The organism is Tahibacter aquaticus (assembly GCF_004363655.1).
Taxonomy (GTDB): Bacteria; Pseudomonadota; Gammaproteobacteria; order Xanthomonadales; family Rhodanobacteraceae; genus Tahibacter; species Tahibacter aquaticus.
On record NZ_SNZH01000001.1, the window covers coordinates 677,721 to 702,944 of the forward strand.

The window sequence follows — 25,224 nt, forward strand, 5'->3', positions numbered from 1 at the left end:
TACGGCAGCGGCGATGCATCGGCCTAGAAACCGTAGCGCAGGAAGCCGCCATCGACCGCGATGCACTCGCCGCTGATATAGCTCGCCGCCGGCAGGCAGAGGAAAGCCACCGCCGCAGCGACTTCCTCGGGTTCGCCGATGCGCTGCAAGGGCGTGCGCTCCAGCACTTCTTCCAGATAGTCGGCATCCGCCAGGGCCGGCTCGGAGCGCTGCGTGCGGATATACCAGGGCGCCACCGCATTGACGCGGATGCCGTCGCCGGCCCATTCGCAGGCCAGGTTGCGCGTGAGCTGCAGCAATGCCGCCTTGGTCATGCCATACGGCGAGCCGGTGCGCACATGGGTCAGGCCGGACACCGAACCGATATTGACGATGGCCGCGGCACCGTGCCCGGCCAGCTGCGCATGCGCCAGCCGGCACAGCTCGAAGGCGCTGATCACATTGGTCTCGATCAGAAAGCGGTATTCGTCTTCGGCATATTCCAGCGTCGGCTTGCGGATATTGGTGCCGACGTTGTTGACCAGCAGCGACAGGCTGAGCTGCTGGTCGGCAATCCAGTCGAACAATTCCAGGCGCTGTTCGCGCTGCGCCATGTCGCCGGCGAAGGCGTCGATCTCGCAGTCGGGAAATTCCTCGTTCAGTTCGCCGCGTACCCGCTCCAGGTGCACGCCGTCGCGGGCAACCAGCAGCAGGTCGGCGCCGAGCAGCGCCAGCTCGCGCGCGCAGGCCAGGCCTATGCCCTTGCTGGCGCCGGTGACCAGGGCCGTGCGCCCGTCCAGGCGCCAGCGTGATGCGTTCGTCATTGCCGCGGTATCCGCCTTGTTGCGCACTGCGCCGGGGCGCAGACTTTAGCGCAGCCCCGCCAACCGAGTACCGCCCGATGCGCTTCGCCCTGCCGTTTTCCCTGCTGTTCCTGGCCGCCTGTTCCAGCGCGCCGCCACCGCCGCCGGCCAAGCCACAGCCGACCGTGATCGATTCCCAGCTCAAGGCCATGGACAAGGCACGCGGCACCGCCGGTACCTTGGAACAGGGCAAGCAAAACACCGACGACGCGCTGAAGAAAGCCGAAGGCGAATAGCCCTCGTCAACATTCGCCACTGACCGAATCGTCACCGGCGATTCGGTTACCATCCCGACGCCCCGCCCAGCCTGGAGATGCACAATGCTTTGGCAGAAAGGTCGACGCAGCGACAATGTCGTTTCCTCCAGTGGCGGCGGCGCCCGCCGTCTCGGCGGTGCCGGCGGCATGGGCCTGGGCGGCATCGTCATCGTCTGCCTGATCAGCTGGGCGCTGGGCAAGAATCCGCTGGAAGTGCTGTCCCTGCTGATGCAGGACGGTGGCGGACCGGCGCAGACCCAGATCGAAAGTGCACCGCCGTCGACCCAGACCACCGAATTCGTCCGCGCCATTCTGGGCAGCACCGAAGACGTATGGAACCGTGTCTATGCCCAGGCTGGCGGCCAGTACAAGCAACCCCGCCTGGTGCTGTTCCAGGGCGGCGTGAACTCCGCCTGCGGCATGGCGAACTCTGCCGTAGGCCCGTTCTACTGCCCCGGCGACCAGCAGGTCTATCTCGACACCAGCTTCTTCGACGAGCTGTCGAACCGCTTCCAGGCCGCCGGCGATTTCGCCCGCGCCTATGTCATCGCACACGAAGTCGGCCATCACGTGCAGAACCTCATGGGCGTGATGCGCAAGAGCGAACAGCTGCAGCGCCAGGGCGTGCCGATGGAAGGCGCCACGGGCCTGTCGGTACGGCAGGAACTGCAGGCTGACTGCTTTGCCGGCGTCTGGGCCAACCAGGCCCAGGCCCAGCTGCAATGGCTGGAAAAAGGCGACGTGGAGTCGGCCCTGGCTGCGGCCACCGCGATCGGCGACGACAAGCTGCAGAAACAGTCGCGCGGCTACGTCGTACCCGATTCCTTCACCCACGGCAGCTCGGCCCAGCGCGTGCGCTGGTTTCGTCTGGGGCTGGAGCGCGGCGACATCAACGTCTGCGACACCTTCGGCACGCAGCAGCTGTAATTCGAAAAAGTTCCAACACGCAAAAAACGGAGAAAGCCGCATCGCGGCTTTCTCCAACGGTCTACGGCTACCGCCTCAATCGGGTTGTTCGCGGCAAGAGCCCGCACCGCCAGCCATGGCGTGTGCAGTGTGGTCGACAGCTACACCATCGTCCGCGCAGGCATGGGTAGATGCAGGCGCGGCCGCCGGCAACCGGGGGGCGTTGGTTGCCGGCCAGCGATGCAGCGGTGCAGGCTCGTAGAGGGATTACGCAGTTTGCCGGACGAAACTGTCAGCGTGGTGCCGTGCCGCTTCCGCACACCGAACGCGCGATCAGAAACTGCGCGTGCCAGTAGCTCGCCAGCACCCGCACCGGCGCATACGGCAACGGCGTGTGAAAGCGGTCGATCGCGAGCAAGGCATCGGAAACCACAAAACTCAGGCCGCCGACCGCGGCCAGCAGCGCGCCGGCATGCGCCTGCCGCGTCGCCATCGCTGCCGCCTGGGCCGCCATTACCGCCAGTACGACGACGTAGACCACTACCGGCAGGCGCAAGGGATCGGGCAGTTTCGGCCACAACACGGCCAGCACCAGCCCGGCAATCAGTGCATAGGCCAGATAAGGCCAGCGCCAGGGCTGCAGCGGCCGGTGCCGGGTCAGCGCATACAGATAGGCCAGATGGGCAAGCAGAAAACTGCCCAGGCCGAAGACGAAAAAGTCCTGCGGCAGCATCAGCCAGATATCGCCCAGGGTCGACAGCAGCAGGCCGGCCAGAATGGCCTGGCGATAGGCCGGCAGGGGCTGGCTTGCCTGCCAGGCCATGGCCGCGATCAGCAAGGTCGTCAGCGGCTTGCACAGGTAATGCAGCCAGTGCAGATCCGCGTCCATACTGCCCGCGATCGCCAGCACGGCGCTGGCGCCTGTCGGCAGCAGCCACTTCCACGGCAGGCCGGTGTCACTGTCCCTGGACATGCTGCGTTCTCCTCTGCGAGCGGCCCGCAGCGTAGCCAAGCCTTGCGCCGGGGTAAATGCGCCGCGGCCGCGGCCGTTGCGCGGATCTGTGAAACCGCGCAAGCGCTGACGGCTTTGGCCGCGTTACATCGTCTGTAGTCCCGATACACCCCGCCCACCGCCCTCGTCACGGAGCCTGTATGCACCTGCGCATCGCCCTGCCTCTGCTGCTCGCCCTTGCCGGCCCTGCCGCCGCCGACGACACCGTGTTCGCCGGCGGCTTCCAGCGGGCCTGGGTAGCCGGCTACCACGTCGGCTATCAGCGCGACCTGTATCCGAATGCAGAAATCGATTTTTCTACCATTACCCACCTGATGGTCGGCCGCCTCACACCGAACGCGAACGGCACGGTGAATACGCATTTCGACATCGATGCAAGCAACGGCCCGATCTGGGCCCGCGCTGCGGCGACGGCAGCGCATGCGGGCGGCGCCAAGGCGATACTCATGGTCGGCGGTGCGGGCGAATACCAGGGCTGGGTCGGCGCGGCGGCACCCGCCAACCGGCAGACCTTCGTCAGCAACCTGCTCGCCGCGATGGACGACCTCGGCTACGACGGCCTGGATCTCGACTGGGAGCCGATCCAGACCAGCGACCAGCCCAACTTCATCGCCCTGGCCCAGGCTTTGCGCACGCAGCGGCCGGGCATGCTGCTGACCGTGCCGGTGGGCTGGGTCAACGCCAATTTCAGCGCGACGCCCGATCCGTTCTTCGCCAGCATCGCGCCGCTGTTCGACCAGATCAACGTGATGACCTACGACATGGCCGGCGCCTGGGAAGGCTGGCAAAGCTGGCACAGCTCGGCCCTGGCCGGCAACGGCGGCAACACGCCCAGCTCGGTCGAATCCAGTGCCGAGTTCTACCGGCGCTCCGGCGTGCCGCGCGCGCGCCTGGGCATAGGCATTCCGTTCTACGGCACCTGCTGGCGCAACGTGAACGGCCCGCGCCTGTTCGGCGGCACCGTCGTGGCCAGCGACAACCTGCTCAGCTACCGCAACATCATGACCAGCTACTACAGCGCCGGCGTGCGCCAATGGGACGCCGCCGCGTCGATGGGCTACCTGGGCTCCAGCGCGCCGATAGGCCCGCAGCAGTGCAATTTCCTTTCCTACGACGACGAGCAGTCCATCGCCGCCAAGGGCGCCTGGCTGCGCCGCAACGGGCTGGGCGGCACCATCATCTGGACCATAGGCCAGGGGCATATTCCTACCCTGCCTGCCGGCCAGCGCGATCCTCTGCTGCAGGCGATCAAGGCGGCGTTCTAGGCGGCGTGGCGCATAGCCCGCGATTTGCCCGGCACCCTCGCAACATTACGTAATTATCCACAATGCCAAGGCGGCCTTGCCGCCGCCTTGGCACTCGCCGCGCTGCGCTACTGGAACCCGTCGGCGAACAACGTGTCCACCCACAGCGACAACGCCGTGTTGTTGTTGCTGTCGCTTTCCAGCAGGCTTTCCGGCCCGAACACGACGCCACGCAACTGCGCCGCAGCCGCCTCGGGCCAGGCCGATGCGCGCACGCGCCCGCTGAGCTGCAACTGCGCCCCGGGCGCGGCGTCGAAGCGCAGCACCCATTGGCCGTAGCGCGTATCAAGGCTGCAGTTGCTGATGCCGCTGCCGCTGCAGGCCAGGTACGAGTGCGTGCCGTGCCAGGGCGAATCCACGATCAGGCTTGCGCCGGCAATCGCGGTATCGCCGCTGTAGTCCACACGCACGTCCACATCCAGCAGCGCACCGGCGGCGAAATTCGGCGGCAGCGGCGCGATGCTCAAGCGCAAGTCGCCACGCTGCAGGACACTGAAATCGCGCAACGCATCGCGTCGTGTCGCTACCTGCGGCGCACGCAGGGCTACGCCGCCGGCCAGGATCTTGCCCTGATACAGCGTGAAATCGCTGTCCCAGGCGGTGGTGGGAAACAGCGCATGCGCGCCTTTGACGCTGTAAAACTGCGCACCCAGCGAGTGGCCGCTGGCCAGATCGAAACGTTCGAGGAAAACGACAGACAACGGTCCGTTGTGCCGATTGCGCAACATCCAGACCGCCGTGGCCGAATCGTCCAGGCGCAAGCGACTTGCGGAGTCCAGCCATCCCGGCTGAAATGCCGGGCCATTCCACTCATAACGCAGACCACTGCCGTCGGCCTTGACGCGCAACAGGCGCGCCGACGTCGATTCATTCCCACCATTGCCGTTGAAAATCACGGCTGTGAGCGCCACCAATACATCGCCGTCGGCCAGCGGTACCAGGTCGGCGGCATGCAGATAGCCTGGCATCTGCTGATAAACGAACTGCCAGACCACCTCGCCGTTCGCCGCATCGCGCTTGGTCAGCGTCAGGCCTGGGCCCGAAAGTTCGTTGCCGATGGAAAACACCGCATCTCGCGCCGGCGACACTGCCAGTTCGGTTGTGCGCTCGCTCGTCGCGCCGGACCAGCGCGCTACGCCAGTCGCTGCATCGATGCGCTGCGGCGGAATTTGCAGCGCATCGTAAGGACCGTATTCGGCTACGACCAGATCGTCCTGCAACGCGGCGACCGTAAGATACTCCGGCGTCCAGGCTTCATCGGACTGGGCCAAGGTACGCCGCCACGCCTCGCTGCCGTCTGTGGCATCCAGACGCCAGACTTCGTGCTGCACGGTATTCATGCCGTTCCTCTCCGACAGGCCGAGCAAATCGCCGCCAGCCGTACCGAAGATGCGCGAGGCAGTGCCGTAGCTGTCTCCGACGGGCACAGCGTGTGTCCACTGCTCGGTGCCGCTGCTCCTGTCGAGGCTGCGCACCCGGGATGCATTCTGGTTGCTCTCCGCCAGGGCAAGACTTGCCGGCGTGGCGACGAGATCGCCCAGCAAAAAACCCGTTGCGTTGTTCTCCCACAGTATATTTCCCCCATCAGCCGACAGACGGCGAACCCGCGTATCGCGCAGGTATGTCGCGCTTGCGACGAATACATCGCCGCCGTCGCTCAGCTGCTGTCCGCCGCTTACGGCGCGCGTGACCTTGGGCAGCGCGCTGGAAGACAGCAGGCTGCCGTTACTGAGCAGGTACCTGTTCAGACGGAAGCCATCGGCAATCGCATCGTCGGCAATCGCCACAGCGCTGCCGACGGCGCTGCCCAGCAACAGCGGCCGGTAGGCCATCTCGGCTGGATACGGCGCCTGCCAGCGCTTCTCGCCGCTGGCGCCGGACCAGCGCTGCCACTCGGCGCCGACCATGTAGTAAAGATCGCTTTCGTCGCTGCCGAGCATGCGGCCGTCGCTGGCATAGCGCCTCCACATCGTCTCGCCCGTGTCCGCGCGCAATCGCGCAAATGACGAGGAATCGCTGCGACAGACCGGATCGCCGTGCACAAAGAACACCTCGCCATTCAGGCAGGACTGGCGCCACAACAGTTCGCCGTCGGCAGCACGGAAAACCCATAGCGCTTGCCAGTCGCTCACATAGACCTTGCCGCCGCGATAGTGCAGCGCCGTCTCTTCGAGAAACGCATGACTGACGCTCCAGACCACGTTGCCCGCCGAATCCAGGCGTTTGAGCACACCGGGACTGAGCAGGCCGGCACCGCGATGCGACACATACGTTTCGCTGTCGCTACCTGCCGCAATGGCGACCTCCGGATACGACAGGTCGCTGTTGCAAATCACCGCCTGCGTGCTCAATGCGCGCTGCCAGTAAACCGTACCGCTGCCCTCGTCCAATGCACTGACATAAGGTCTGCGATCCGCGCAGCCGATCACCACCACGGTGGCGCCAGCGGAAACTGCCCGATCGGCCGGTACGCTCACATTCCAGACCGGCCTGCCGTCCGAAGCCAACTGCGCAACCTGACTGCGCGCGCTGGTGCGGTAGAGCAGGGTTGCCCCTCCTTGCGCAGAAGCCATCACGTCACGTACTACGGCCCAGTCCGGCGTCGACAGCGAGGTGCGCCAACGCAGGCTGCCGTCCTCACGCAGGCGCGTGGCCGACAAATTGTCGGGTTGTGGCAGGAACATCACCGTCTCGCCCGTGTCGGTCGCGCGCATCGAATCCCAGGCGATATAGCCGCTCCGGTCGAAAATGCCACCGTGGTAATCCCAATCGCGCTGCCAGGGCGTAGCCGCCGTCGCCTGCAGCGGCAGCCAGGCTGCCAGGCCGATGGCGATACACCCGCCTATGCCAGTAATCCGCATGAGTTGTCGCATGTCTTTCTCTCCACTGGGGCCAATGTCAGATCCCGAGAAATCGTTCGATCCAGTCGGTCATCCGCAATCCGGCGCCCCCGATGATCAACACTGTCGACGGGTGATCCGATAGGCACGCGGGCCCGGGTTTGATCTTCGTTTCACAGCCGCACGTCAGGCTGAAACTCCCTGCCGAACGAGTCGCCCGGATTTGGCCGATGCCAGGACGATGGCTGGCAAGCCACGCCCGCTTGGCCGAAGCTAGGCCAATGAATCGCCCCATGCTCCAGCGCCTGCACATCCTGGTGATCGAGGACAACCTCGCCCTGCGCAGCAGCCTCGCCGGCCTGCTGCAGGCCCATGGGCACCGGGCAGACTTCGCCGCCGACGGCCGCAGCGGCTTGGCCCTGGCGCTGGCCGAGCCACCGGATGTGCTGGTACTGGATCTGAACCTGCCGGGCCTGGACGGCCTCAGCGTGTGCCGCCGCCTGCGTGAGCAGTCGGACCGGCACGTACCGGTGCTGATGCTGACCGCACGCGACAGCCTGCACGACAAGCTACAAGGCTTCGACGCCGGTGCCGACGACTATCTGGTCAAACCCTTCGCCGGCGAGGAATTGCTGGCGCGCTGCCTGGCCCTGTCGCAGCGCCATCGTGCCGGCACCGGGCACCTGCTGCGCATCGGTTCGCTCTGCCTGGACCGGCGCAGCGGCGAAGCGCAGCGTCACGGCCGTCGCCTCGAATTGCTGCAGATGCCGCGGCGCATCCTGCAGGAGCTGGCCGAAGCCTGGCCACGCACGCTCAGCCGCAGCGAACTGATGCAGCGCCTCTGGGGCGACGACCCGCCGCAGTCCGATCCCCTTCGCTCACATCTGTATTTATTGCGCCAGGAACTGGACAAGCCGTTCCCCGTAGCCATGCTCAAGACCGTACACGGCGTCGGCTTCAAGCTGGTCAGCGACGAATGAATCGCACCGACACCGCGCGGCCGCGGCTGCGCCGCCGCCTGATGCTGGCCTTTGCCGCATTCACTGCGCTCACCACCGGTGTCTTCGGCCTCTACGCGATGACCTTCATGTACGTGGCCGAAGACGCCTTCTTCGCCACCACGCTGCAACAGGAAGCCGACCGGCTGCACCGGATGCAGGCGCGCGACGGCCGCTGGCCTGCGCCGCAAGCGCCCTTCATGCAGGTGTATACCGATGCGGCCGCGCTGCCCGACGGCATCGGCGCGGTACTCGCACAGCAACCGCAGCGGCGCGAATTCGCCGCACCGCAAGGTCGCCACTATCACCTGTTGCCACTGGCCGCAGCCGACGGCGCACCGGCCTGGCTGCTGGCCGAGGTCAGCGCGCAATTGGTGGTGCGACCGATGCGTGTGCGCCTGCTGGTGCTGCTCGCCGCCTCCACTGCAACGCTGCTGCTGATCGGACTGGTGCTGGGCTGGTGGCTGGCACGGCGCACGACCGCGCCGTTGACGCGGCTGGTCGCGCTGGTGGAGAACACCGCCGTGGATCGCCTGCCGCGCGATCTGGCGCGGGGGTTTGCCGACGACGATGTCGGCGTGCTGGCGCGTGCGCTGGATGCACTGGCCGAACGCATGCATGCCTTCGTGCTGCGCGAACGCGAATTCACCCGCGACGCCAGTCACGAACTGCGCACGCCGCTCACGGTGATCCGCGCCGCGGCAGAACGGCTGCAGAGCGAAGCCCGGCTGTCGCCGGCGGGCCGGCAGCAACTGAGCCATCTGCACCAGTCGGCCCTGCAGCTGCAACAGACCGTGATCGCCCTGCTCACGCTGGCGCGCGAAGAAGATGTCGCGGCGTTCGCGCCGACGGCTGCACAGGTTGCCGTGCTGCCGCTGCTGGAACAGGTGGTGATCGAACAGGCGCCCTTGCTGGACGGCAAGCCGGTCGAGGTGGATGTACAGCTGGCGCGCGACACCTGCAGCAGTGTGCCGGCGGCACTGCTGCATATCCTGCTGTCGAACCTCGTCGGCAACGCCTTCGCCCATGCCACCGCCGGCACGATCGACATCGGCGCAAGCGACGGCCGCCTGCGCATCGCCAATCGTATCGATGACACGGACCAGGCAACTTTGCCGCATTTGCAGCAGGCCTATGCCAAACGCGAAGGCAGCGCCGGTTTCGGCCTGGGCCTGGTCATCGTGCGCCGCCTCAGCGATCGCTGCGGACTGGACCTGCGCATCGACTGGACCGGGGCGCACGCGGTGGCGAGCTTTCTGCTGCAGCCGGCGCGGTCGCAGGCCTGAACCGTTCGGCGCTGCCCTGCCCTGTCGGCTGCGGGCGAGCGCGCATCAGCGCCAATCCGCATCGTCGGGCCGCGACAGGGCCGCATCGGCGTCGTCCGCCAGCAGCGCCTGGGCACGCTGCTGCGACTGTGCCGCAGCCCTGGCCGCGACCTCGGGCCAGCTCGCCGGCAACGGCTGCCACGGCCCGGGGCCCAGCACTTCCGCAACAAGGTCGCCCGCTTCCAGACCGTAGGCGTCGCGCAATGCCGCGTAGCCGCCGTCCGCTCTTTCCGCCTGGCGCAGCAGTTCGGCATAACGCGGATAGTTGTCGACGCTGAGCAGCCGCGTCAGGCGTTCGGCCAGGTCGTAGGACAGCAGGTTGCCGTCGTCGGGGCGGCCGAAGGAATGGCCGGTCCAGAATTCCTGCAGGGTCTGCCCGTTCCAGAACGCCGCATGCTTTTCGGCCATCTCGCGCGGCGAATACAGGTTGCGCCGCGGGTCGGCCAGATGCGGTACAAGATACTTTTCCATATTGACGGCGGCGCCCTCGTCCAGCCAGCGCGGAAGGTCCAGATGCGCCAGCAGCGCATGGGTATGCTCGTGCACGAGGACCGGTTCCATCTCGGCGACGTTTTCGGCCTCGAACACGAAATGGCCGTAGCCCGCATCGACGAACATGCCCGAGGACATGGCGAACACGCCTTCGCTCGGGTAGTAATGGTCGATATAGGCGTAGTACTCGTCCGGGTTGTCGAACAGCAGCACAGCCTCGGGACCGTAGCCGCTGCTGCCGGCGACACCCGGCAGCGCCTGCAGGATGCGCCGGTGCACGCGTTCGGCGAAATCCAGCGTGACCGTGCATTCGCGCAACGACAGCGGCGCGAGCAGCGCGAAATGTTCCGAATGGCTGACGCGGTAGTCGTCCTCGCCCAGCGCCTGCGCCAGCCGGCGCAGCCAGGCGTCGACCGCGCTGCGCCAGAACGCGTGCAAGGCAGCGGCGTCGCCTGGCGGCGGCGCCAGTTGCGCCACGGCTTCCCAGTCGGGAATCGGCAGCCGGGTCCCGGCCGCCCAGCAGTCCTCGGGCAAGTCCAGTGCAACGGGCGGACTGGCCGGTACCGACGCAGCAGCCGCTTTACGGCCCAACAGTGACCTGATCAGTCCGATCACGGCGAAAACCTCCACAAGTGTCCAACACGCGAACGGCTGCCTTGCTGCCCGCCGCGACCGACCACCTTCCGGGTCACCGCGGCCGCTGGCTTTGCACTGCGCCTCAGTCGAAGGCGTCGGCGAAAATCACGCCGTTGGCCGCAATACTCTGGAAATTGTTCATGAAATTACTTTCCAGCAAATGTACGGATGCTTGCACCAGTCCACGTACGATCAGCGTGTCGGCGGCCGGAGCGGCCAGCGCGCGTACGCGGCCGCTCAGGCTCAGCTGCGCACCGGGCGCGGCGTCGAAGCGCGCGACGATCTGGCCATGGCGGGTATCCAGTTCGCAGCGGCTGATGCCCGGGCCGTCGCAGATCAGTTCGCTGTCGCTGCCCTGCCAGGGCAGATCCAGCAGCAAGGTCGCATCGACGATATCGCCGTCGCCGCTGTAGCTCACGCCGACGGTGAACGGCAGCATGTCGTCCGAGTGCGAGCAGGCAGCTATGCCACGCCGCGAATTGCGTTCTCTTCATGCTAGCCCCTGAAAGATGGCGCGTTTCCGTCGCCCTTGCGATCTAACGCAATTCGGCGGCGCTGCTGATCACGGCCATTCATACCATCCCGCGATTATCGCCTGCAGCGACGCCTGCGCCGCTGTGTCGCTGCCGTGCGACGCGGTATCCACGGCCGCCGGCACAGGCATCGGCGATCTGCCCCGGTACTCAGGCGGCGCGGCGTTGCAAAGCGGGCAGTGCCGGAAATGCGAGCGCCACCGCGACCGCGCCCAGGCCTACCGCACAGGAACCGACAAACAGCCAGGCATAGCCATCGAAGGTATCGAACAGCCAGCCGCCGGCCAGTGGCCCCAGCGACATGCCCAAACTCGACAGCAGCATCGCTGCACCCAGCACCGTGCCGAGATGGCGCTGGCCGAAGTATTCGCGCGCCAGTACGGCATACAGCGGCATCACGCCGCCGTATGCCGTGCCGAATACCAGCGCCAGCAGGTAGAACTCGCCCAATTCGTCGACCAGCAGATATGCGCCTATGGCCACAGCCTGCAGCAGCAAGCCGGCGACCAGCACGCGCTTGACCCCGACCCGGTCGGCCAGCACGCCCAGTAGCAGGCGGCCGCCCAGGCCAGCCAGTCCCTCGACGCTGTAGATGCTGACCGCGGCCATCGGCGAGATGCCGCAGACCATGGCATAGCTGACCATGTGAAAGATCGGTCCGGAATGCGCCGCGCAGCAGGCGAAAAAGGTCAGACCGAGGATCAGGAACTGCGGCGAACGGAACGCCTGCGCCAGGCTCATGGCCGGGCCGTCAGCCGCAGCGGCCGCACCCACGGCCAAGGCCGGCGGCGGCGGGCGCACCAGCAGCGCCGCCGGCAGCAGCAGCGCCCAGGCGACAAGGCCAATGCCCAGCATTGCCGTGCGCCAGTCATAGGCCGCAATCAGCCAGCTCGCGAACGGCGAGACCGTCAGCGGCGCCATGCCCATGCCGGCGGAAACCAGCGACACTGCCAGGCTGCGGTGACGCTCGAACCAGGCCGTCGTCGTCGCCATCATCGGCGCAAGGAAGGCGCTGGTGGCAAGCCCGACGAGAACACCGTAGATCAGCTGGAACTGCGCCAGCGAGGCCGCCCGGCTGGCCAGCACCAGGGCAAGGCCCAGCAACAGCGACCCGGCCAGCACCACCGCGCGTGTGCCGAAGCGGTCGCTGGCCGCCCCCCAGCCGAAAGCACCGGCGCCCATGCACAGGAAATTCAGCGTCATGGCGCTGGAAATGCCCGTGCGCGACCAGCCGGTTGCCTTCGCCATCGGGTCCAGGAACACGGCCAGCGAGAACATCGCGCCAATGGCTACACATCCCATCAGCGCGCCGGCGGCGACGATGACCCAGCGATAAGAGGAATTCATGGACGTCCTGGCCTCAAAGAACGGCGGCTGCCGGCAGCTCTGCGTCGAAGCAGCGCGGGTGAAATCGACAGGCTGCCGCGAGCACGCCCGCTGTTTGGACCGGACCGCAGCAACCGGAGGCGCTAGCCGTCGCTGGCCGGCGGCCTGTAGCGGACAAATCCAGAACGGGCTCGATTTACCCGCTGCTGGACACTAGTTCCATTTTACCTACTGCCGCAAATGAGGCAGGCGCGACAATCGGCTCGCATCGCCGCCGCCGCAGGCCCAGTCCGGACGGAAATACCGCGCGCCGAGGCGTAGCAGGGGCAAGGCATACTGCACGCACAGTCACCGCGGAGCCTTCTTCGCCATGAACGCACCACACCCTGTCCACCCTGCCGCAGCCCGCGGCTATGCCGAGGCCGCCGATACCTACCGCCGCGGCCGCCCTGACTATCCGGCGGCGGCACTGCCCTGGCTGCAGCAGCAACTGGGCCTGGGCGCGCAATCGCTGGCGCTGGACCTGGGCGCCGGTACCGGCAAGTTCCTGCCCAGCCTGCTCGCCAGCGGCAGCCGCGTCGTCGCGGTAGAACCGGTATCGCAGATGCTGCAAAAACTGCACGCGGCGTTTCCGGCGGTACAGGCCCTGATCGGCAGCGCGCAGGCCATTCCGCTGGCCGATGCCAGGCTCGATGCCGTGGTCTGTGCGCAGTCCTTTCACTGGTTCGCCACGGCACAGGCCTTGCGCGAGATCCACCGCGTGCTCAGGCCCGGTGGCCGCCTTGGCCTGATCTGGAACATGCGCGACAGCCGCGTGCCCTGGGTCGCACGGCTTGCCGCCATCGTCGATCGCCACGAAGACGACACGCCACGTTTCCGCAGCGGCCAGTGGCGCCGCCTGTTTCCCTGCGACGGCTTCGGCCCCCTGCAGGAGCAGCAGTTCGACCATGTACACAGCGGACCGGCCGAAGACGTCATCGTCGGCCGCGTGCTGTCGACCAGCTTCATCGCAGCACTGCCGGCTGCAACGCAGGCCGAAGTGGCGGCCGAGGTGCGCCAGCTTATCGCCGACGAACCGGCCCTGGCCGGCAGAGAGACAGTCAGCGTGCCGTATACGACCCTGGCCTGCTGCTGCGAAAAGCTGGCTGCCCGCGACGATTTCGCCTGACCCGCCAGAAAAGCAAGGAAAACCGAAAAATTCTGGATAAATAGAATAGTCCGCCGACACAGCACTCGGCGCCCCCAAGGCCAGGCCTGCCGTGCGCTGATGGATTTCCCTCTTTCCTGATGGATTTCGCGATTCTGTCTGGCGCGTTGCGCTGCTGCACGCCGACGGCTCGATTCGGGCGAAGCACGGTGGTGCTGCGCCCCAGACCAGACGGCGCCGTTTACTCGCCAGGGAAATCGGAGCGCTCTACGCCTCCGAGGGGGGCGGCCACGGGGTAGCGTTCGCATGAATGTTGTCGGCGCTTGCACTCGCCCGCCTGCGCCAAGCCAGCGACGCTCATCGGGTGCATCGCATATTCACTGCCCTGCGGGTGGGCGTTCTCCGCACGGAGTGGAAGCCCCGTACGCAGCGGACCGTACGGCCGCGCACGCGTTTTGCGGGGGAACAGCCCGCTTGCGCGGATAAGTCCGCGCCTTATGGGCTAACGCACACGGACCGGCGGGAAACCGCCTATCCACATTTGGAATAGCCGCAATTGAGGCAAGTTGCACAGCCGTCCATAAGGATGGTCGCGACTGTATTGCACTTGTGGCACAAGGTGGCGCCGGCCGGGAAGGCGGCGCTGTCGGCGGCATCGGCAGGGGCCAGCGCTCCGCCGAGGTCGTTGCCGATGCTGGTCTTGCGCGCAGCCGCGTCGGCAGCAACGGCGCTCAGGCGGGCCTCAGCGTTTTTTTTTGCGCCCTGCTCGTACGCTGCGCGCTTCTCGGCAATCAGCGCACGCTGTTCGGGGCTGAGGTCGGGGTCGTGCAGCAGGCCGATCATCTTCAGGTGCTGCTCGATCACGGCGCCCATCTCGGCCACGATGGACGGCATGTAGACACCGCCGGCCTTGAAATAGCCGCCACGCGGGTCGAACACGGCCTTGAGTTCTTCCACCAGGAAGGTGACGTCGCCGCCCTTGCGGAATACCGCAGACATGATGCGGGTCAACGCCACGATCCACTGGAAGTGGTCCATGTTCTTGGAGTTGATGAAGATCTCGAACGGCCGGCGCGATTCGTGCGGCGTTCCCTGGTTGAGCACGATGTCGTTGATGGTCACGTACAGGGCGTGCTCGAACAGCGGCGACTTGATCTTGTAGGTGGCACCGATCAGCGTGTCGGGACGCTCCACCTTCTCGTGCATCTGGATGACTTCGGCCAGCGCCGGTTCCGCCGCGAGGATCGCGGCCGGTGCCAGGCTGGTGCTGACCAGGGCCGCCTTGTCGCTGGGTTTCTCGACGCTGTAGCCCTTGATCTTCTTGCCGATCTTGATCGTCATGACACGCTTCCCGCCGGCGCACGCGGCCGCGCCGTGGCCATCGAAGCCTCGAAGTCGAACTACGCGCGCGAGGCGGGGGGCGCAGTTGCGGCAAGCGTCCTGCAGCCGATGCAGGCCGCAGGTCGAACCGGTGCCGCCCGGCTCGCCGATGGGTTTCGCGACGGCGCGAGGCCACCGCAAAGGATCTCCGCGCCGGCGTACCGACGCGGAGTGGAAACAAGGCTGTAGCGCGTTGCCGCGCGTACTTGGCAGTGGGACTTGATAGTGCAATGCGGCGTGGGAGCGGGACAGTCCTGCGCACAGGCGCATGCAACCGTCTTCGCCACCCAACCCGCTTCGCACCGCCAGTGAATGCCTCGACGCAGCCTCGCCATCGCGACACCACTTCCGTCCGGCCCCCTTAGCCAGGGTTGCGCCGGACGGAAGCCTGGTTCTTACCGGCGCTTGGCCGTCTTCTTCGCCGCGGCTTTCTTGGCCGGGGCTTTCTTTGCTGCGACTTTCTTCGCCGGCGCCTTCTTCGCTGGCGCCTTCTTCACCGCAACCTTCTTGCCGGCTGCCTTGGCGACTTTCCTGGCGGCGGGCTTGGCAGCCTTCTTGCCTGCCGCTTTCTTGGCCGGCGCTTTCTTCGCTACGACCTTCTTGCCGGCTGCCTTCTTCGCCGGTGCCTTCTTGGCCGCCGACTTGGTGGCTGCCACTTTCTTGCTCGCCTTGGCGACGACTTTCTTCGCCGCCTTCTTCGCTACGGCAACTTTCTTCTCGACTTTCTTCGCCGCCTTCTTCGCTGCCGGCTTGGCCTTGCTCACCGCTTTCTTGGCGCTGGCAACCACATCGGCCACCTTCTTCTGCGCGGCGTCCTTGACGGCCTTGACGCGCTTCACGGCGGCCTTGGCACGTGTGGTCACGGCGTCCTTGGCGTCGCTGGCCGCTGCGCTGACCGAGGCGACGGCGGCTTCGGTCTTCTCCGCTACGGCTTCGCCTACGCTCTGCGCCGTCTCTTTGACCGACTCAACTACATTGCTCAGTGTTTCACCTACGGTATGCATAGAACCCTCCAGCTCCTCGTACGGGTTAGTCAGACGATGGGTGTTGCGGAGTGGACATTACTCCATTCCGCGCCCACTCAAAACTTGCCGTAGTAACCCTCTTTGAGCGCGTCGAACAAATTCGCCGCCGTGTGCGTCTCGCCGTCGTACTCGATCTCTTCGTTGCCCTTCACCTCGACCGTGCTGCCGTCTTCGAGTTCGAAGCGGTAGATGGTGTTTTCCAGGTCGGCTTCCTTCACCAGCACACCCTGGAATGCCGCAGGATTGAAGCGGAACGTGGTGCAGCCCTTGAGCCCCTGGGCATGAGCATAGGTGTAGATGTTCTTGAAGTCTTCGTACGGGTAGTCGGTGGGCACGTTGGCCGTCTTGGAGATGGACGAGTCGACCCACTTCTGCGCGGCTGCCTGGATGTCCACATGTTCGGTCGGGCTGATGTCGTCGGCCGCGACGAAGTAATCGGGCAGTTTTTCCTCGGGCTTGTCCGACAGCGGCATGGCGCGCGCGTTGATCAGCTCGCGGTAGGCGAGCAGCTCGTAGCTGAACACCTCGACTTTTTCCTTACTCTTCTTGCCTTCGCGGATCACGTTGCGCGAATAGTGGTGGGCGAAGGACGGCTCGATGCCGTTGGACGCGTTGTTGGCCAGCGACAGCGAGATCGTGCCGGTCGGCGCGATCGAGGTGTGGTGGGTGAAGCGCGAGCCGTGCTCAGCCAGGGCCTTGACCAGTTCCGGTGCAACCTCGGCCACGCGCTGCATATAGCGGCTGTAGCGCGCATGCAGTACGCGGCCAGCAATGGTATCGCCGGGCTTCCAGCCGTCCTGCACCATTTCCGGACGCTGCCGCAGCATTGCCGCGGTGACCGGGAACTCCTGCAGCAGCAGCGGCGCCGGCCCTTTCTCCTGCGCCAGGGCCAGGCCGACTTCCCAGCCGGCAAGCGCCATCTCGCGGCTGACGTCTTCGGTGAAGGCGCAGGCTTCCTTGGTGCCATAGCGCAGCTTGAGCATGGTCAGGGTCGAGCCCAGGCCGAGATAGCCCATGCCGTGACGGCGCTTGGACAGAATCTCGTGGCGCTGCTGCTCCAGCGGCAGGCCGTTGATCTCGACCACGTTGTCGAGCATGCGCGTGAACACGCGCACGACTTCGCGGTATTCGTCCCAGTCGAAGCGCGCCTTGGGCCCGAACGGATCGCGCACGAACATGGTCAGGTTGACCGAGCCGAGCAGGCAGCTGCCGTAGGGGGGTAGCGGCTGCTCGCCGCAATTGTGTGCGTGCAGGCCGTTGGCATCGAAAGTGTTGATGCCGGGCACCTGCACATCGTAGACCGCTTCTTCGCCCGCCTGCTCTATGGCCGCCACGGTAGCGAAATAGCGCTCGCGATTCGGCTGGCGCCGGTAGGCGGCAATCAGCTGGCGCAGCTTTGCCGACTTGTCGCTGTCGGCAAAGCCGACCAGCTGTGCGTAGCGCTGCACATTTTCCCCAGCGATGACCAGCTCGTGCTGTGCCTGGGTCGCGTAGTACGCGCTACCGCCCTTGCCGTCGGGCAGCAGCGCGCTGGCGGCGGCACGGCGTTCAGCATAGACGGTGCTGTTGATGCCCAGGCGCAGCAGCATGCGCTGCACTGCATCCAGGCGCGCGCGATCGGACTGGGTCAGGCGCACGGACACACCCTTGAGCTGGCTGCCCTGCACGCTGCCGTCGGCATCGAACACGCCGCGCAGGAAGCCGCGATAGGCGTCGCTGCTGCCCTGTTCCAGCGCCGGCGTGATCGCCTTGTCGCCGACACGCATGCCAAGGCTGAACGCAAGGTCACGCAGACTGGCCGACTTCAGCTGCCATTCGCCGCGCTCGGCCACAACCGACCAGCCGGCAAAATCGCTGCGATGCGGCAAGGACTGCGCAGCGCGTGCGGCTTCGTCCATCAGCGCACGGATGCCAGCACGCACACCGACGCCGTCGCCGTTGGCCACTGCCTGTACCGACCAGGCGCTGAGCACCGCCGTCTCCTGCTTGAGCGTGCCGTCGCCGACGAGCAGGCCGAGCAGGTAGCCGCGATCGAAATCGAGCGCGCCGTCCCAGTGGGCGTTGGCGCGGTGGTCGTTCAGCAGCACACGGTCGCCGGCCTGCAGCTGGCCCGCTTCGCACCATTGGGTCTCGGTGACCCAGCGCGTTGCCTTGCTAACGCGGCGCACGCGATGGTCGGCGGTCAGGCGCAGGCTGTGCCCTTCCCGCGTGCGCAATGCCACCACCGGCTTGTGCGCGGTGAGGAAGAAACCCTGCGCGCCGCTGGCATGGTCGACGCCGTCTACGCGGGCGCGGAACGGCTGGCCGATCAGCTGCACCACCTGGCGCGGCCCCTGGTCGGTCTGCACCCAGGTATCGGCCGTCACGCAGGGATTCGTAGCGCGGATGTTCTCGCACCACCAGTTGTTGTTCATCTCGTTGACGCGGTCGATCAGGATGAAGCCCGGCTCGGCGTAGTCGTACGTCGAGACCATGATCATGTCCCACAGGTGACGCGCGCGGATATGGCCGTACACCTTGCAGGCGACCAGACCGTCGTCGCGCGTCACGTAGTTTTTGCTGACCGGCCAGTCGCGCCAGAGCACCTGGGCAGGGTTGTCCAGGTCGACCTCGTCGCGCTCCTTGATGTTGACCGGGAATAGCAGCGGCCAGTCCGCATCGTCGTGCACGGCCTGCATGAAGCCGTCGGTGATCAGCAGGCTGAGATTGAACTGGCGCAGGCGACCGTCTTCGCGCTTGGCGCGGACGAAATCCTTCACGTCAGGATGACCGACGTCGAAGGTGCCCATCTGCGCGCCGCGGCGGCCACCGGCGGACGATACGGTGAAACACATCTTGTCGTAGATGTCCATGAAGGACATCGGCCCTGACGTGTACGCACCCGCACCGGATACGTAGGCGCCGCGCGGACGCAGGGTGGAGAATTCGTAGCCGATGCCGCAGCCCGCCTTCAGGGTCAGGCCGGCTTCGTGTACTTTTTGCAAAATGCCGTCCATCGAATCTTCGATGGTGCCCGACACGGTGCAGTTGATGGTCGAGGTCGCCGGCTTGTGCTGCAGCGCGCCGGCATTGGAGGTGATGCGGCCGGCGGGAATCGCGCCGCGGCGCAGCGCCCAGACAAAGCGCTCGTTCCAGTACTGCTGTTTCTCGGTGCTGGACTCGACCTCGGCCAGGGCCTTGGCGATGCGCTGGTAGCTGTGATCGATCGACAGGTCGACCGGTTCGCCCTGTTTGGTCTTCAGGCGGTATTTCTTGTCCCAGATGTCCTGGGAGGCCGGCTGCAGGGGAATACTGGCCGCGCCACGCGCGATGTCTTCCAGGCGCACAATGCTCATCTTGCTCTCGTCCTCCCGAGTCCTTTTTACCGGCACCGATCACTGTCGGTTCGGACGCTCGCTGCGCACCGGTGACCAGCCTGCCGCCGACAGGATGGCCGTGGGCCGTGCGACGGTATTTCCGTCCACGCGCCACTGCCGGTTCATCACGTTTGTTGATGCATCAGCAGCAGTCCGCTGCTTATGCCTGTGGCTGGTTGACCCCAAACTCTGGGGCTACCCCCCGGTGACCAGCCACAACATGTTGTGATTGCGAGCGGCGGCAAACGTACGCCTGGGGTTGCGCGCTGTCAATCTGGGGAATCACGCATTGCGCATCCGGTTCATTCTGTTTGCAGTTGCTCACATCTGCCGCCCGAATCTGAATACGTCGATTGAAAGCGGAAACCTCAGGCCCTACCCGGTTGTCCATGTCGCGAATTTTTCTCCAGGAGCATCCATGTCCGCGTTGAGCCGCATCGTGCTGGCCACTGCCGTCGTCCTGGGCGCAAGCGCCAGCGTCGGCCTGGGTTTGAGCCTCAATCGTCCCGCCCAGGCGGCCCTGCCCGCCGTCATCGACGGCCAGGCGCTGCCTTCGCTGGCGCCGATGATCGAACGAGTTACCCCAGCGGTCGTGAACATCTCGTCCAAGACACATACGCGGGTGCGCGATCCGCTGCTGGACGACCCGTTTTTCCGCCGCTTCTTCGGCGTACCCAACATGCCGCAGGAACGTGTAGAGCAGTCGCTGGGCTCGGGCGTCATCGTCGATGCGGCCAAGGGCTATGTGCTCACCAACAACCATGTCGTACAGGGCGCCGACGACATCAGCGTCACCCTCAGCGACGGCCGAGCGCTCAAGGCCAAGCTGGTCGGCACCGATCCCGATACCGACGTCGCCGTCATCCAGATTCCCGCCGACAACCTCAAGGCCGTCGCCCTGGCCGACAGCACGCGCCTGCGCGTCGGCGATTTCGTCGTGGCGGTAGGCAACCCCTTCGGCCTGGGCCAGACCGTTACCTCCGGCATCGTCTCCGCGCTCGGCCGCACCGGCCTGCGCGGCCTGGGCTACCAGAACTTCATCCAGACCGACGCGTCGATCAATCCGGGCAATTCCGGCGGTGCGCTGGTCAACCTCAGCGGCGAGCTGGTCGGCATCAATACGGCGATCTTTTCGCCGTCCGGCGGCAACGTCGGCATCGGCTTCGCGATTCCCTCGACCCTGGCCGGCGACGTGATGCAGCAACTGGTCAAGACCGGCACGGTCAAACGCGGCTCGCTCGGCATACAGACGCAGAACATTACGCCGGATATTGCGCAGATGCTCGGCGTGCCGGCGGGCAAGGGCGCCGTGGTCACGCGCGTGCAGGGCGATTCCGCCGCCGAAGCCGCCGGCCTGCGCCCCGGCGACGTGATTCTTGCGATCAACGGCAAGCCGGTCGGCAACGAACAGGGCCTGCACAACGCCGAAGGACTGCTGCCGATCGGCAGCGACATCGCGCTGAAGCTGCAGCGCGACGGGCGCGAAATCACCGCCACGGCCAAGCTGACCGGGCGCGAAACCGCCAGCGTCGACGGCCAGAACCTCGACCCGCGCCTGGGTGGCGCGCAATTCGTCGACCTGGGCGAACGCCAGCGCCAGCGCGGCCTGCGCGGCGCCCTGGTGGGGCGTGTAAACGAAGGCAGCCGAGCCGAATCCAACAACCTGCGCAACGGCGACATCGTGGTGGCGGTGAACCAGATCGATATTCGCAATGTGGACGATTTGAAAATTCTGACCAAGCGGCAATCGCGGCAATTGCTGTTGACGGTGATCCGCGGACAGAGTGCGTTTTCGGTGCTGTGCGAGTGAGCTTCGGCAAGCGGCAGGCTACCAGCAGCGAGCGGTTTCGCTGGCGGGGCGAAAAACCTGGGCTGAGCCTTGCAGGGGACTGCCCTCTCACCCAATCCTCTCCGGCCCGTTGGGCGTTCGAAGGCGACAGAGCCCATGGCTCTGTACGTCGCCTTCTCCACCCCATGCAAGCGTGGAGGAGAGAGCCACAGCCACAGCTGTAGCCCTGCCTGGCTTGCTTTGGCGCCCTCTCCCGCCAGCTTCGCTGGCGGGAGAGGGCTAGGGTGAGGGGCAGCCGCCCAAATCTTCTTCATGATCGGATTGTCGGCGCCAAGACCAAGCGCAGCCGCCTACATTACCGGGCTCAGGAATACTGGGCACCGTCCGCCGTCGCGACGAACACGCCGAAATTCCTGCACCGGCCCTCACAAAAATCTCTTTTCGTGACGCCTATCAACAGGCGAACCGCCTCGCCCCACCAAGCCGCAAACACGCGTGGTATCGTGGCGCAGTTCAGCACCCTGTCAGGTTTCTCCCGTGACCCATACCCCGTTCCGCCGCGCCTTGCCGCGCGCGCTTTTCCTGTTGTCTTCCGCGCTCTGGCTGGCGCCTTCGTCGGCGGCCGAACCGGCCAAGCCCGCAACGCCCGCGCCTGCGACAAGCAAGCCCGCGGCAGCCCCGGCAAGCACTGCCAAACCGGCCGCCGCCGCTGCAACGCCGGCTGCCAAGCCCGCTGCCGCAGCGCCGGCCGCGGCGAAACCCGCCGCTGCCAAACCGACCGCTGCAAAGCCTGCTGCGGCAGCCAAGCCCAGTACAGCGAATGCCAACCTGGTCTGGCGCGGCGATATCGCCAGCTCGCGCGGCTTCATGAACGAGCTGGCCAAGCAGTACGAGCGCGAGAAGAAGGTCAAGATCCAGATCACGCCCTTCAGCACCATCTCGGGCATCGATGCGGCCATGCAGGGCACGGCAGATTTCGCCGGCAGCCTGCGCCCGGCCCACGGCAAGCGGCCGGAGGAATCCGGCCTGACCTTCATCCCGGTGGCCTGGGACGGTCTGGTGATGATCACTTCGCCGGCCAATCCGGTTTCGAGCATCAGCATCAAGGACATCTGGCGCGTCTACTACGGCCGGGCCGACAACTGGAAACTGCTGGGCGGCAACGACAAGGGCATCAACATGTATGCCGTGGCCGGCCCACTGGACGGCGTCGAATACGCACTGCGCTGGCTCATCTTCAAGAACGGCGACCAGCGCGTCGCCGTGCCGCGCCTGTACCTGAACACGTCGAAGCTGGAAGAGGGCGTGACGCTGGACCCGGCCGCCCTGGCCGTCAGTACCCTGTCCAATACCGCGGGCAACCCCAAGTTGAAATTGCTCAATGTGGAAGGCGTGGTGCCTTCCACGGCCAGCGTACGCGACGGCAGCTATCCGCTCTACACGCCGGTTTATGTGGTGCTGCGCGAAGACAGCAAGAACGCCGCCGCCGTGAAAGACTTCGTCGCCTGGCTGGACACGCCGGCCGCCAAGACCGCCCTGCTCAAGCGCCAGCTGCTGCCCTACAGCGACGGCCTGACCCTCAAGGACGGCGACGAGAAGCGCCTGGCCATGATCGAAACCAAGGTCAACGAAACGCCGATCTCCGCACCGGCCGCCACGGCCGCCGCACTGAGCCGCGTGGCACCGACCTCGACCCTGACCCAGGAAGCAAAGGCCGAAGCGGCCGATTCGCGCAGCAAGAAGGCGAAGTCGAAGAAGGAAGAAAAGGCCGAGAAAGCCGCGGCCGACAAGGCCAAGGCCGACGCCAGCGCGGCCGCCACGCCCAAGGAAACCAGCGGCGGCTGAGCGTCGAATGCAGATCAAAGCGATAAGCCTGGACCTGGACGACACGCTGTGGCCCATCGCGCCCATCGTGCAGCGCGCCGAACTGCGCCTGCACGAATGGCTGTGCAGTCATTGCCCGCCCGTGGCGGCGGCGTTTCCGGTGCCGCAGATGCGCGAGCTGCGCGACCGCATCGCCCTGGAAAACCCGCACCTTGCGCATGACTACACGGCCCAGCGCAAGCTCAGCCTGACCGCCGCACTGCAGCCCCATGGCTATGGCGAAGACACTATCGACGCCGCCTTTGCCGCCTTCTACACGGCACGCAATGAAGTGGAACTGTATACAGACGCCCTGCCCGCGCTGCAGCGCCTGGCCGCGCGCCTGCCGCTGATCAGCCTGTCCAACGGCAATGCCGACCTGGGCCGCATCGGCTTGCGCCATCTGTTCGCCGACTGCATCACCGCGCGGGAGTTCGGCCAGGCCAAGCCGGCGCCGGAAATCTTCCACGAAGCCTGCCGCCGCCTCGGCCTGGCCCCCGAATCCGTGCTGCATGTGGGCGACGATCCGCTGCTGGACGTCTGCGGCGCCCGCGCCGCCGGCATGCCCAGTGCGTGGGTGAACCGCCACGGCGCGGCATGGTCGCAGCCGCTGCGCGCCGACATCGAAGTGCGCGATCTGACCGAGCTGGCCGATTGGCTGGATCTCAAACTCGCCGCCTGAGCGGCATGCCGAATTGCCGGCGCGGCAGCCTGGCCGCGCACGAAGGAGCCCCATGCAAGGACTGATCGAACTGCGCCGCAACAGCCGCACCATCGAGCTGATTGCGCTCACCGCGGACAAGCTCGATGCGCAGCTCAAGAGCCTCGGCGCGAAAGCCCGGCGCTGGGCCGACGCGCAAGGCTTCAAGGCCGACAGCGGCAGCGTGCTGAGCCTGCCCGGCGACGATGGCAGCGTGCGCTGCGTACTGGCCGGCATCGGCCGCGGCGACGATATCTACGCCCTGGCCAGCCTGCCGCAACGACTGCCTGCCGGCGACTATCGCCTCGCTGGCGATGGGGTCGATCTCGAACGCATCGCCCTGGGCTGGGCGCTGGGCAGCTACCAGTTCAGCCGCTACAAGAAGCCGCGACGCGCACCGGCACAGCTGGCGCTCGACGCCGGCACGCTGGCCGCGCTGCGCCCGCTGGTGGAAGCCGCGACGCGGGTGCGCGACCTGATCAACACACCGACCGAAGACATGGGTCCGGCCGAGCTCTGCGCCGCGATGCGCGAACTGGGCAAGGGCCATGGCGCCAAGTACCGCGAATGGGTCGGCGATGCGCTGCTGAAGAACAATTTCCCGACCATCCACGCCGTCGGCCGCGCCAGTCACCGGCCGCCGCGCCTGGCCGAACTGAGCTGGGGCAAGAAAGGCCCGCACGTCGTCATCGTCGGCAAGGGCGTCTGTTTCGATACCGGCGGCCTGGACCTGAAACCCGCCGATGGCATGCGCTGGATGAAAAAGGACATGGGCGGCGCGGCCCACGCAATCGCCCTGGCCGGACTGGTGATGCAGGCCAAGCTCAACCTGCGCCTGACCCTGCTGATTCCGGCGGTGGAAAACGCCGTGTCCGGCAACGCCTTCCGGCCGGGCGAAGTCATCGTCACACGCTCGGGTATCAGTGTGGAAATCGACAATACCGACGCCGAAGGGCGCCTGGTGCTGTGCGATGCGCTGACCTATGCCGGCGAACTCAAGCCCGACCTGATCCTCGATTTCGCCACACTGACCGGCGCAGCGCGCATCGCCCTGGGGCCGGATCTGCCCGCGCTGTTCAGCAACGGCGAGAACCTGGCGAGGGAACTGCTGGAGGCCTGCCAGCATTGGCAGGATCCGCTATGGCGCATGCCGCTATGGCGCCCCTACCTGACCATGCTCGACTCCTATGTCGCCGACATGGCCAACTCCGGCGCCTCGCGCCACGCCGGCGCGGTCACCGCGGCGCTGTACCTGGAACGCTTCGTCCCGGACAACGTGCCCTGGGCGCATCTGGACGTGTATTCCTGGAACGACGGCGACCGCCCGGGCAAACCGCGCGGCGGCGAAGCGCAGGGCCTGCGTGGCTATTTCGAGTTTCTCAAGCGGCGCTACGGCTGACGGGCGAACTGCAGGACAGACGTTGCTGCCGGCTGGCGCACCGCCTTGCCGGCGCGCGCTTCGCTAGCAATAAAAAACGGCGCCGATGGCGCCG

Annotated in this window: 19 protein-coding genes; 10 read left to right on the forward strand and 9 right to left on the reverse strand. The window is 66.2% G+C overall.

Annotated elements, in window-relative coordinates:
* Positions 1 to 23: 23 nt before the first annotated feature.
* Positions 24 to 803: an SDR family oxidoreductase gene (locus tag DFR29_RS02715; RefSeq protein ID WP_133817006.1), complete on the reverse strand. Its 780-nt coding sequence runs from the start codon at positions 801 to 803 to the stop codon at positions 24 to 26.
* 77 nt (positions 804 to 880) lie between these two features.
* On the opposite strand from DFR29_RS02715, the gene DFR29_RS02720 reads away from it, so the two are divergent.
* A complete protein-coding gene (locus tag DFR29_RS02720; protein ID WP_133817007.1) occupies positions 881 to 1,078 on the forward strand; it encodes a hypothetical protein in 198 nt (65 codons plus the stop codon).
* Positions 1,079 to 1,162: 84 nt separating this feature from the next.
* Positions 1,163 to 2,026 (forward strand): KPN_02809 family neutral zinc metallopeptidase, encoded by an 864-nt coding sequence (ypfJ, locus tag DFR29_RS02725; protein WP_133817008.1) that lies wholly within the window; start codon positions 1,163 to 1,165, stop codon positions 2,024 to 2,026.
* Between the two features lie 271 nt (positions 2,027 to 2,297).
* Here ypfJ and DFR29_RS02730 read toward each other — a convergent pair whose 3' ends face one another.
* Positions 2,298 to 2,978, reverse strand: a complete 681-nt coding sequence (locus DFR29_RS02730) for a lysoplasmalogenase (RefSeq protein WP_133817009.1) — start codon at positions 2,976 to 2,978, stop codon at positions 2,298 to 2,300.
* A 179-nt stretch (positions 2,979 to 3,157) separates the two neighbouring features.
* Between DFR29_RS02730 and DFR29_RS02735 the strand changes: the two genes are divergently transcribed.
* Positions 3,158 to 4,282: a glycoside hydrolase family 18 protein gene (locus DFR29_RS02735; RefSeq protein WP_133817010.1), complete on the forward strand. Its 1,125-nt coding sequence runs from the start codon at positions 3,158 to 3,160 to the stop codon at positions 4,280 to 4,282.
* Between the two features lie 107 nt (positions 4,283 to 4,389).
* On the opposite strand, the gene DFR29_RS02740 is transcribed toward DFR29_RS02735, so the two are convergent.
* Positions 4,390 to 7,194: an outer membrane protein assembly factor BamB family protein gene (locus DFR29_RS02740; RefSeq protein ID WP_133817011.1), complete on the reverse strand. Its 2,805-nt coding sequence runs from the start codon at positions 7,192 to 7,194 to the stop codon at positions 4,390 to 4,392.
* Between the two features lie 260 nt (positions 7,195 to 7,454).
* On the opposite strand from DFR29_RS02740, the gene DFR29_RS02745 reads away from it, so the two are divergent.
* Together DFR29_RS02745 and DFR29_RS02750 are read left to right on the forward strand one after the other, a co-directional pair.
* Positions 7,455 to 8,141: a response regulator transcription factor gene (locus DFR29_RS02745; protein WP_243745933.1), complete on the forward strand. Its 687-nt coding sequence runs from the start codon at positions 7,455 to 7,457 to the stop codon at positions 8,139 to 8,141.
* Positions 8,138 to 9,445 carry a sensor histidine kinase gene (locus DFR29_RS02750; RefSeq protein ID WP_133817013.1) on the forward strand — a complete coding sequence of 436 codons (1,308 nt, stop codon included), beginning with the start codon at positions 8,138 to 8,140 and terminating at the stop codon, positions 9,443 to 9,445. The genes DFR29_RS02745 and DFR29_RS02750 overlap by 4 nt, the downstream gene beginning before the upstream one ends.
* Positions 9,446 to 9,490: 45 nt before the next feature.
* Here DFR29_RS02750 and DFR29_RS02755 read toward each other — a convergent pair whose 3' ends face one another.
* From DFR29_RS02755 to DFR29_RS02765, 3 genes are all read right to left on the reverse strand, one after another.
* Entirely contained in the window at positions 9,491 to 10,591 is a 1,101-nt protein-coding gene (locus DFR29_RS02755) for a hypothetical protein (RefSeq protein ID WP_133817014.1), read from the reverse strand.
* Between the two features lie 103 nt (positions 10,592 to 10,694).
* A complete protein-coding gene (locus DFR29_RS02760) occupies positions 10,695 to 11,051 on the reverse strand; it encodes a hypothetical protein (RefSeq protein WP_133817015.1) in 357 nt (118 codons plus the stop codon).
* A 244-nt stretch (positions 11,052 to 11,295) separates the two neighbouring features.
* Positions 11,296 to 12,492: an MFS transporter gene (locus DFR29_RS02765; protein WP_133817016.1), complete on the reverse strand. Its 1,197-nt coding sequence runs from the start codon at positions 12,490 to 12,492 to the stop codon at positions 11,296 to 11,298.
* A gap of 349 nt (positions 12,493 to 12,841) precedes the next feature.
* On the opposite strand from DFR29_RS02765, the gene DFR29_RS02770 reads away from it, so the two are divergent.
* On the forward strand, positions 12,842 to 13,639 hold the full coding sequence (locus DFR29_RS02770; RefSeq protein ID WP_133817017.1) for a class I SAM-dependent methyltransferase: 798 nt from the start codon (positions 12,842 to 12,844) through the stop codon (positions 13,637 to 13,639).
* 510 nt (positions 13,640 to 14,149) lie between these two features.
* On the opposite strand, the gene DFR29_RS02775 is transcribed toward DFR29_RS02770, so the two are convergent.
* The 3 genes from DFR29_RS02775 to DFR29_RS02785 form a co-directional block, all read right to left on the reverse strand.
* Positions 14,150 to 14,959, reverse strand: coding sequence for a TSCPD domain-containing protein (locus tag DFR29_RS02775; RefSeq protein WP_133817018.1), 810 nt, complete (start codon positions 14,957 to 14,959; stop codon positions 14,150 to 14,152).
* Between the two features lie 434 nt (positions 14,960 to 15,393).
* Positions 15,394 to 16,002, reverse strand: a complete 609-nt coding sequence (locus tag DFR29_RS02780) for a histone (protein WP_133817019.1) — start codon at positions 16,000 to 16,002, stop codon at positions 15,394 to 15,396.
* 77 nt (positions 16,003 to 16,079) lie between these two features.
* Complete coding sequence (locus tag DFR29_RS02785) at positions 16,080 to 19,358, reverse strand: LAGLIDADG family homing endonuclease (protein ID WP_133817020.1); 3,279 nt, start codon at positions 19,356 to 19,358, stop codon at positions 16,080 to 16,082.
* A 439-nt stretch (positions 19,359 to 19,797) separates the two neighbouring features.
* Between DFR29_RS02785 and DFR29_RS02790 the strand changes: the two genes are divergently transcribed.
* The 4 genes from DFR29_RS02790 (at position 19,798) to DFR29_RS02805 (ending at position 25,130) form a co-directional block, all read left to right on the forward strand.
* A complete protein-coding gene (locus DFR29_RS02790; protein ID WP_133817021.1) occupies positions 19,798 to 21,189 on the forward strand; it encodes a DegQ family serine endoprotease in 1,392 nt (463 codons plus the stop codon).
* 516 nt (positions 21,190 to 21,705) lie between these two features.
* Positions 21,706 to 23,013 carry a substrate-binding domain-containing protein gene (locus tag DFR29_RS02795; RefSeq protein ID WP_133817022.1) on the forward strand — a complete coding sequence of 436 codons (1,308 nt, stop codon included), beginning with the start codon at positions 21,706 to 21,708 and terminating at the stop codon, positions 23,011 to 23,013.
* Between the two features lie 7 nt (positions 23,014 to 23,020).
* On the forward strand, positions 23,021 to 23,713 hold the full coding sequence (locus DFR29_RS02800) for an HAD family hydrolase (RefSeq protein WP_133817023.1): 693 nt from the start codon (positions 23,021 to 23,023) through the stop codon (positions 23,711 to 23,713).
* 52 nt (positions 23,714 to 23,765) lie between these two features.
* Positions 23,766 to 25,130, forward strand: a complete 1,365-nt coding sequence (locus tag DFR29_RS02805) for a leucyl aminopeptidase family protein (RefSeq protein WP_133817024.1) — start codon at positions 23,766 to 23,768, stop codon at positions 25,128 to 25,130.
* Positions 25,131 to 25,224 lie beyond the last annotated feature (94 nt).

Excerpts from the sequence above, each read along its gene's own strand:
- DFR29_RS02715 (WP_133817006.1), bottom strand. The coding sequence starts at position 803 with ATGACGAACGCATCACGCTGGCGCCTGGACGGGCGCACGGCCCTGGTC.
- DFR29_RS02720 (WP_133817007.1), top strand. The coding sequence starts at position 881 with ATGCGCTTCGCCCTGCCGTTTTCCCTGCTGTTCCTGGCCGCCTGTTCC.
- ypfJ (WP_133817008.1), top strand. The coding sequence starts at position 1,163 with ATGCTTTGGCAGAAAGGTCGACGCAGCGACAATGTCGTTTCCTCCAGT.
- DFR29_RS02730 (WP_133817009.1), bottom strand. The coding sequence starts at position 2,978 with ATGTCCAGGGACAGTGACACCGGCCTGCCGTGGAAGTGGCTGCTGCCG.
- DFR29_RS02735 (WP_133817010.1), top strand. The coding sequence starts at position 3,158 with ATGCACCTGCGCATCGCCCTGCCTCTGCTGCTCGCCCTTGCCGGCCCT.
- DFR29_RS02740 (WP_133817011.1), bottom strand. The coding sequence starts at position 7,194 with ATGCGACAACTCATGCGGATTACTGGCATAGGCGGGTGTATCGCCATC.
- DFR29_RS02745 (WP_243745933.1), top strand. The coding sequence starts at position 7,455 with ATGCTCCAGCGCCTGCACATCCTGGTGATCGAGGACAACCTCGCCCTG.
- DFR29_RS02750 (WP_133817013.1), top strand. The coding sequence starts at position 8,138 with ATGAATCGCACCGACACCGCGCGGCCGCGGCTGCGCCGCCGCCTGATG.
- DFR29_RS02760 (WP_133817015.1), bottom strand. The coding sequence starts at position 11,051 with ATGCTGCCGTTCACCGTCGGCGTGAGCTACAGCGGCGACGGCGATATC.
- DFR29_RS02765 (WP_133817016.1), bottom strand. The coding sequence starts at position 12,492 with ATGAATTCCTCTTATCGCTGGGTCATCGTCGCCGCCGGCGCGCTGATG.
- DFR29_RS02770 (WP_133817017.1), top strand. The coding sequence starts at position 12,842 with ATGAACGCACCACACCCTGTCCACCCTGCCGCAGCCCGCGGCTATGCC.
- DFR29_RS02775 (WP_133817018.1), bottom strand. The coding sequence starts at position 14,959 with ATGACGATCAAGATCGGCAAGAAGATCAAGGGCTACAGCGTCGAGAAA.
- DFR29_RS02780 (WP_133817019.1), bottom strand. The coding sequence starts at position 16,002 with ATGCATACCGTAGGTGAAACACTGAGCAATGTAGTTGAGTCGGTCAAA.
- DFR29_RS02785 (WP_133817020.1), bottom strand. The coding sequence starts at position 19,358 with ATGAGCATTGTGCGCCTGGAAGACATCGCGCGTGGCGCGGCCAGTATT.
- DFR29_RS02790 (WP_133817021.1), top strand. The coding sequence starts at position 19,798 with ATGTCCGCGTTGAGCCGCATCGTGCTGGCCACTGCCGTCGTCCTGGGC.
- DFR29_RS02800 (WP_133817023.1), top strand. The coding sequence starts at position 23,021 with ATGCAGATCAAAGCGATAAGCCTGGACCTGGACGACACGCTGTGGCCC.
- DFR29_RS02805 (WP_133817024.1), top strand. The coding sequence starts at position 23,766 with ATGCAAGGACTGATCGAACTGCGCCGCAACAGCCGCACCATCGAGCTG.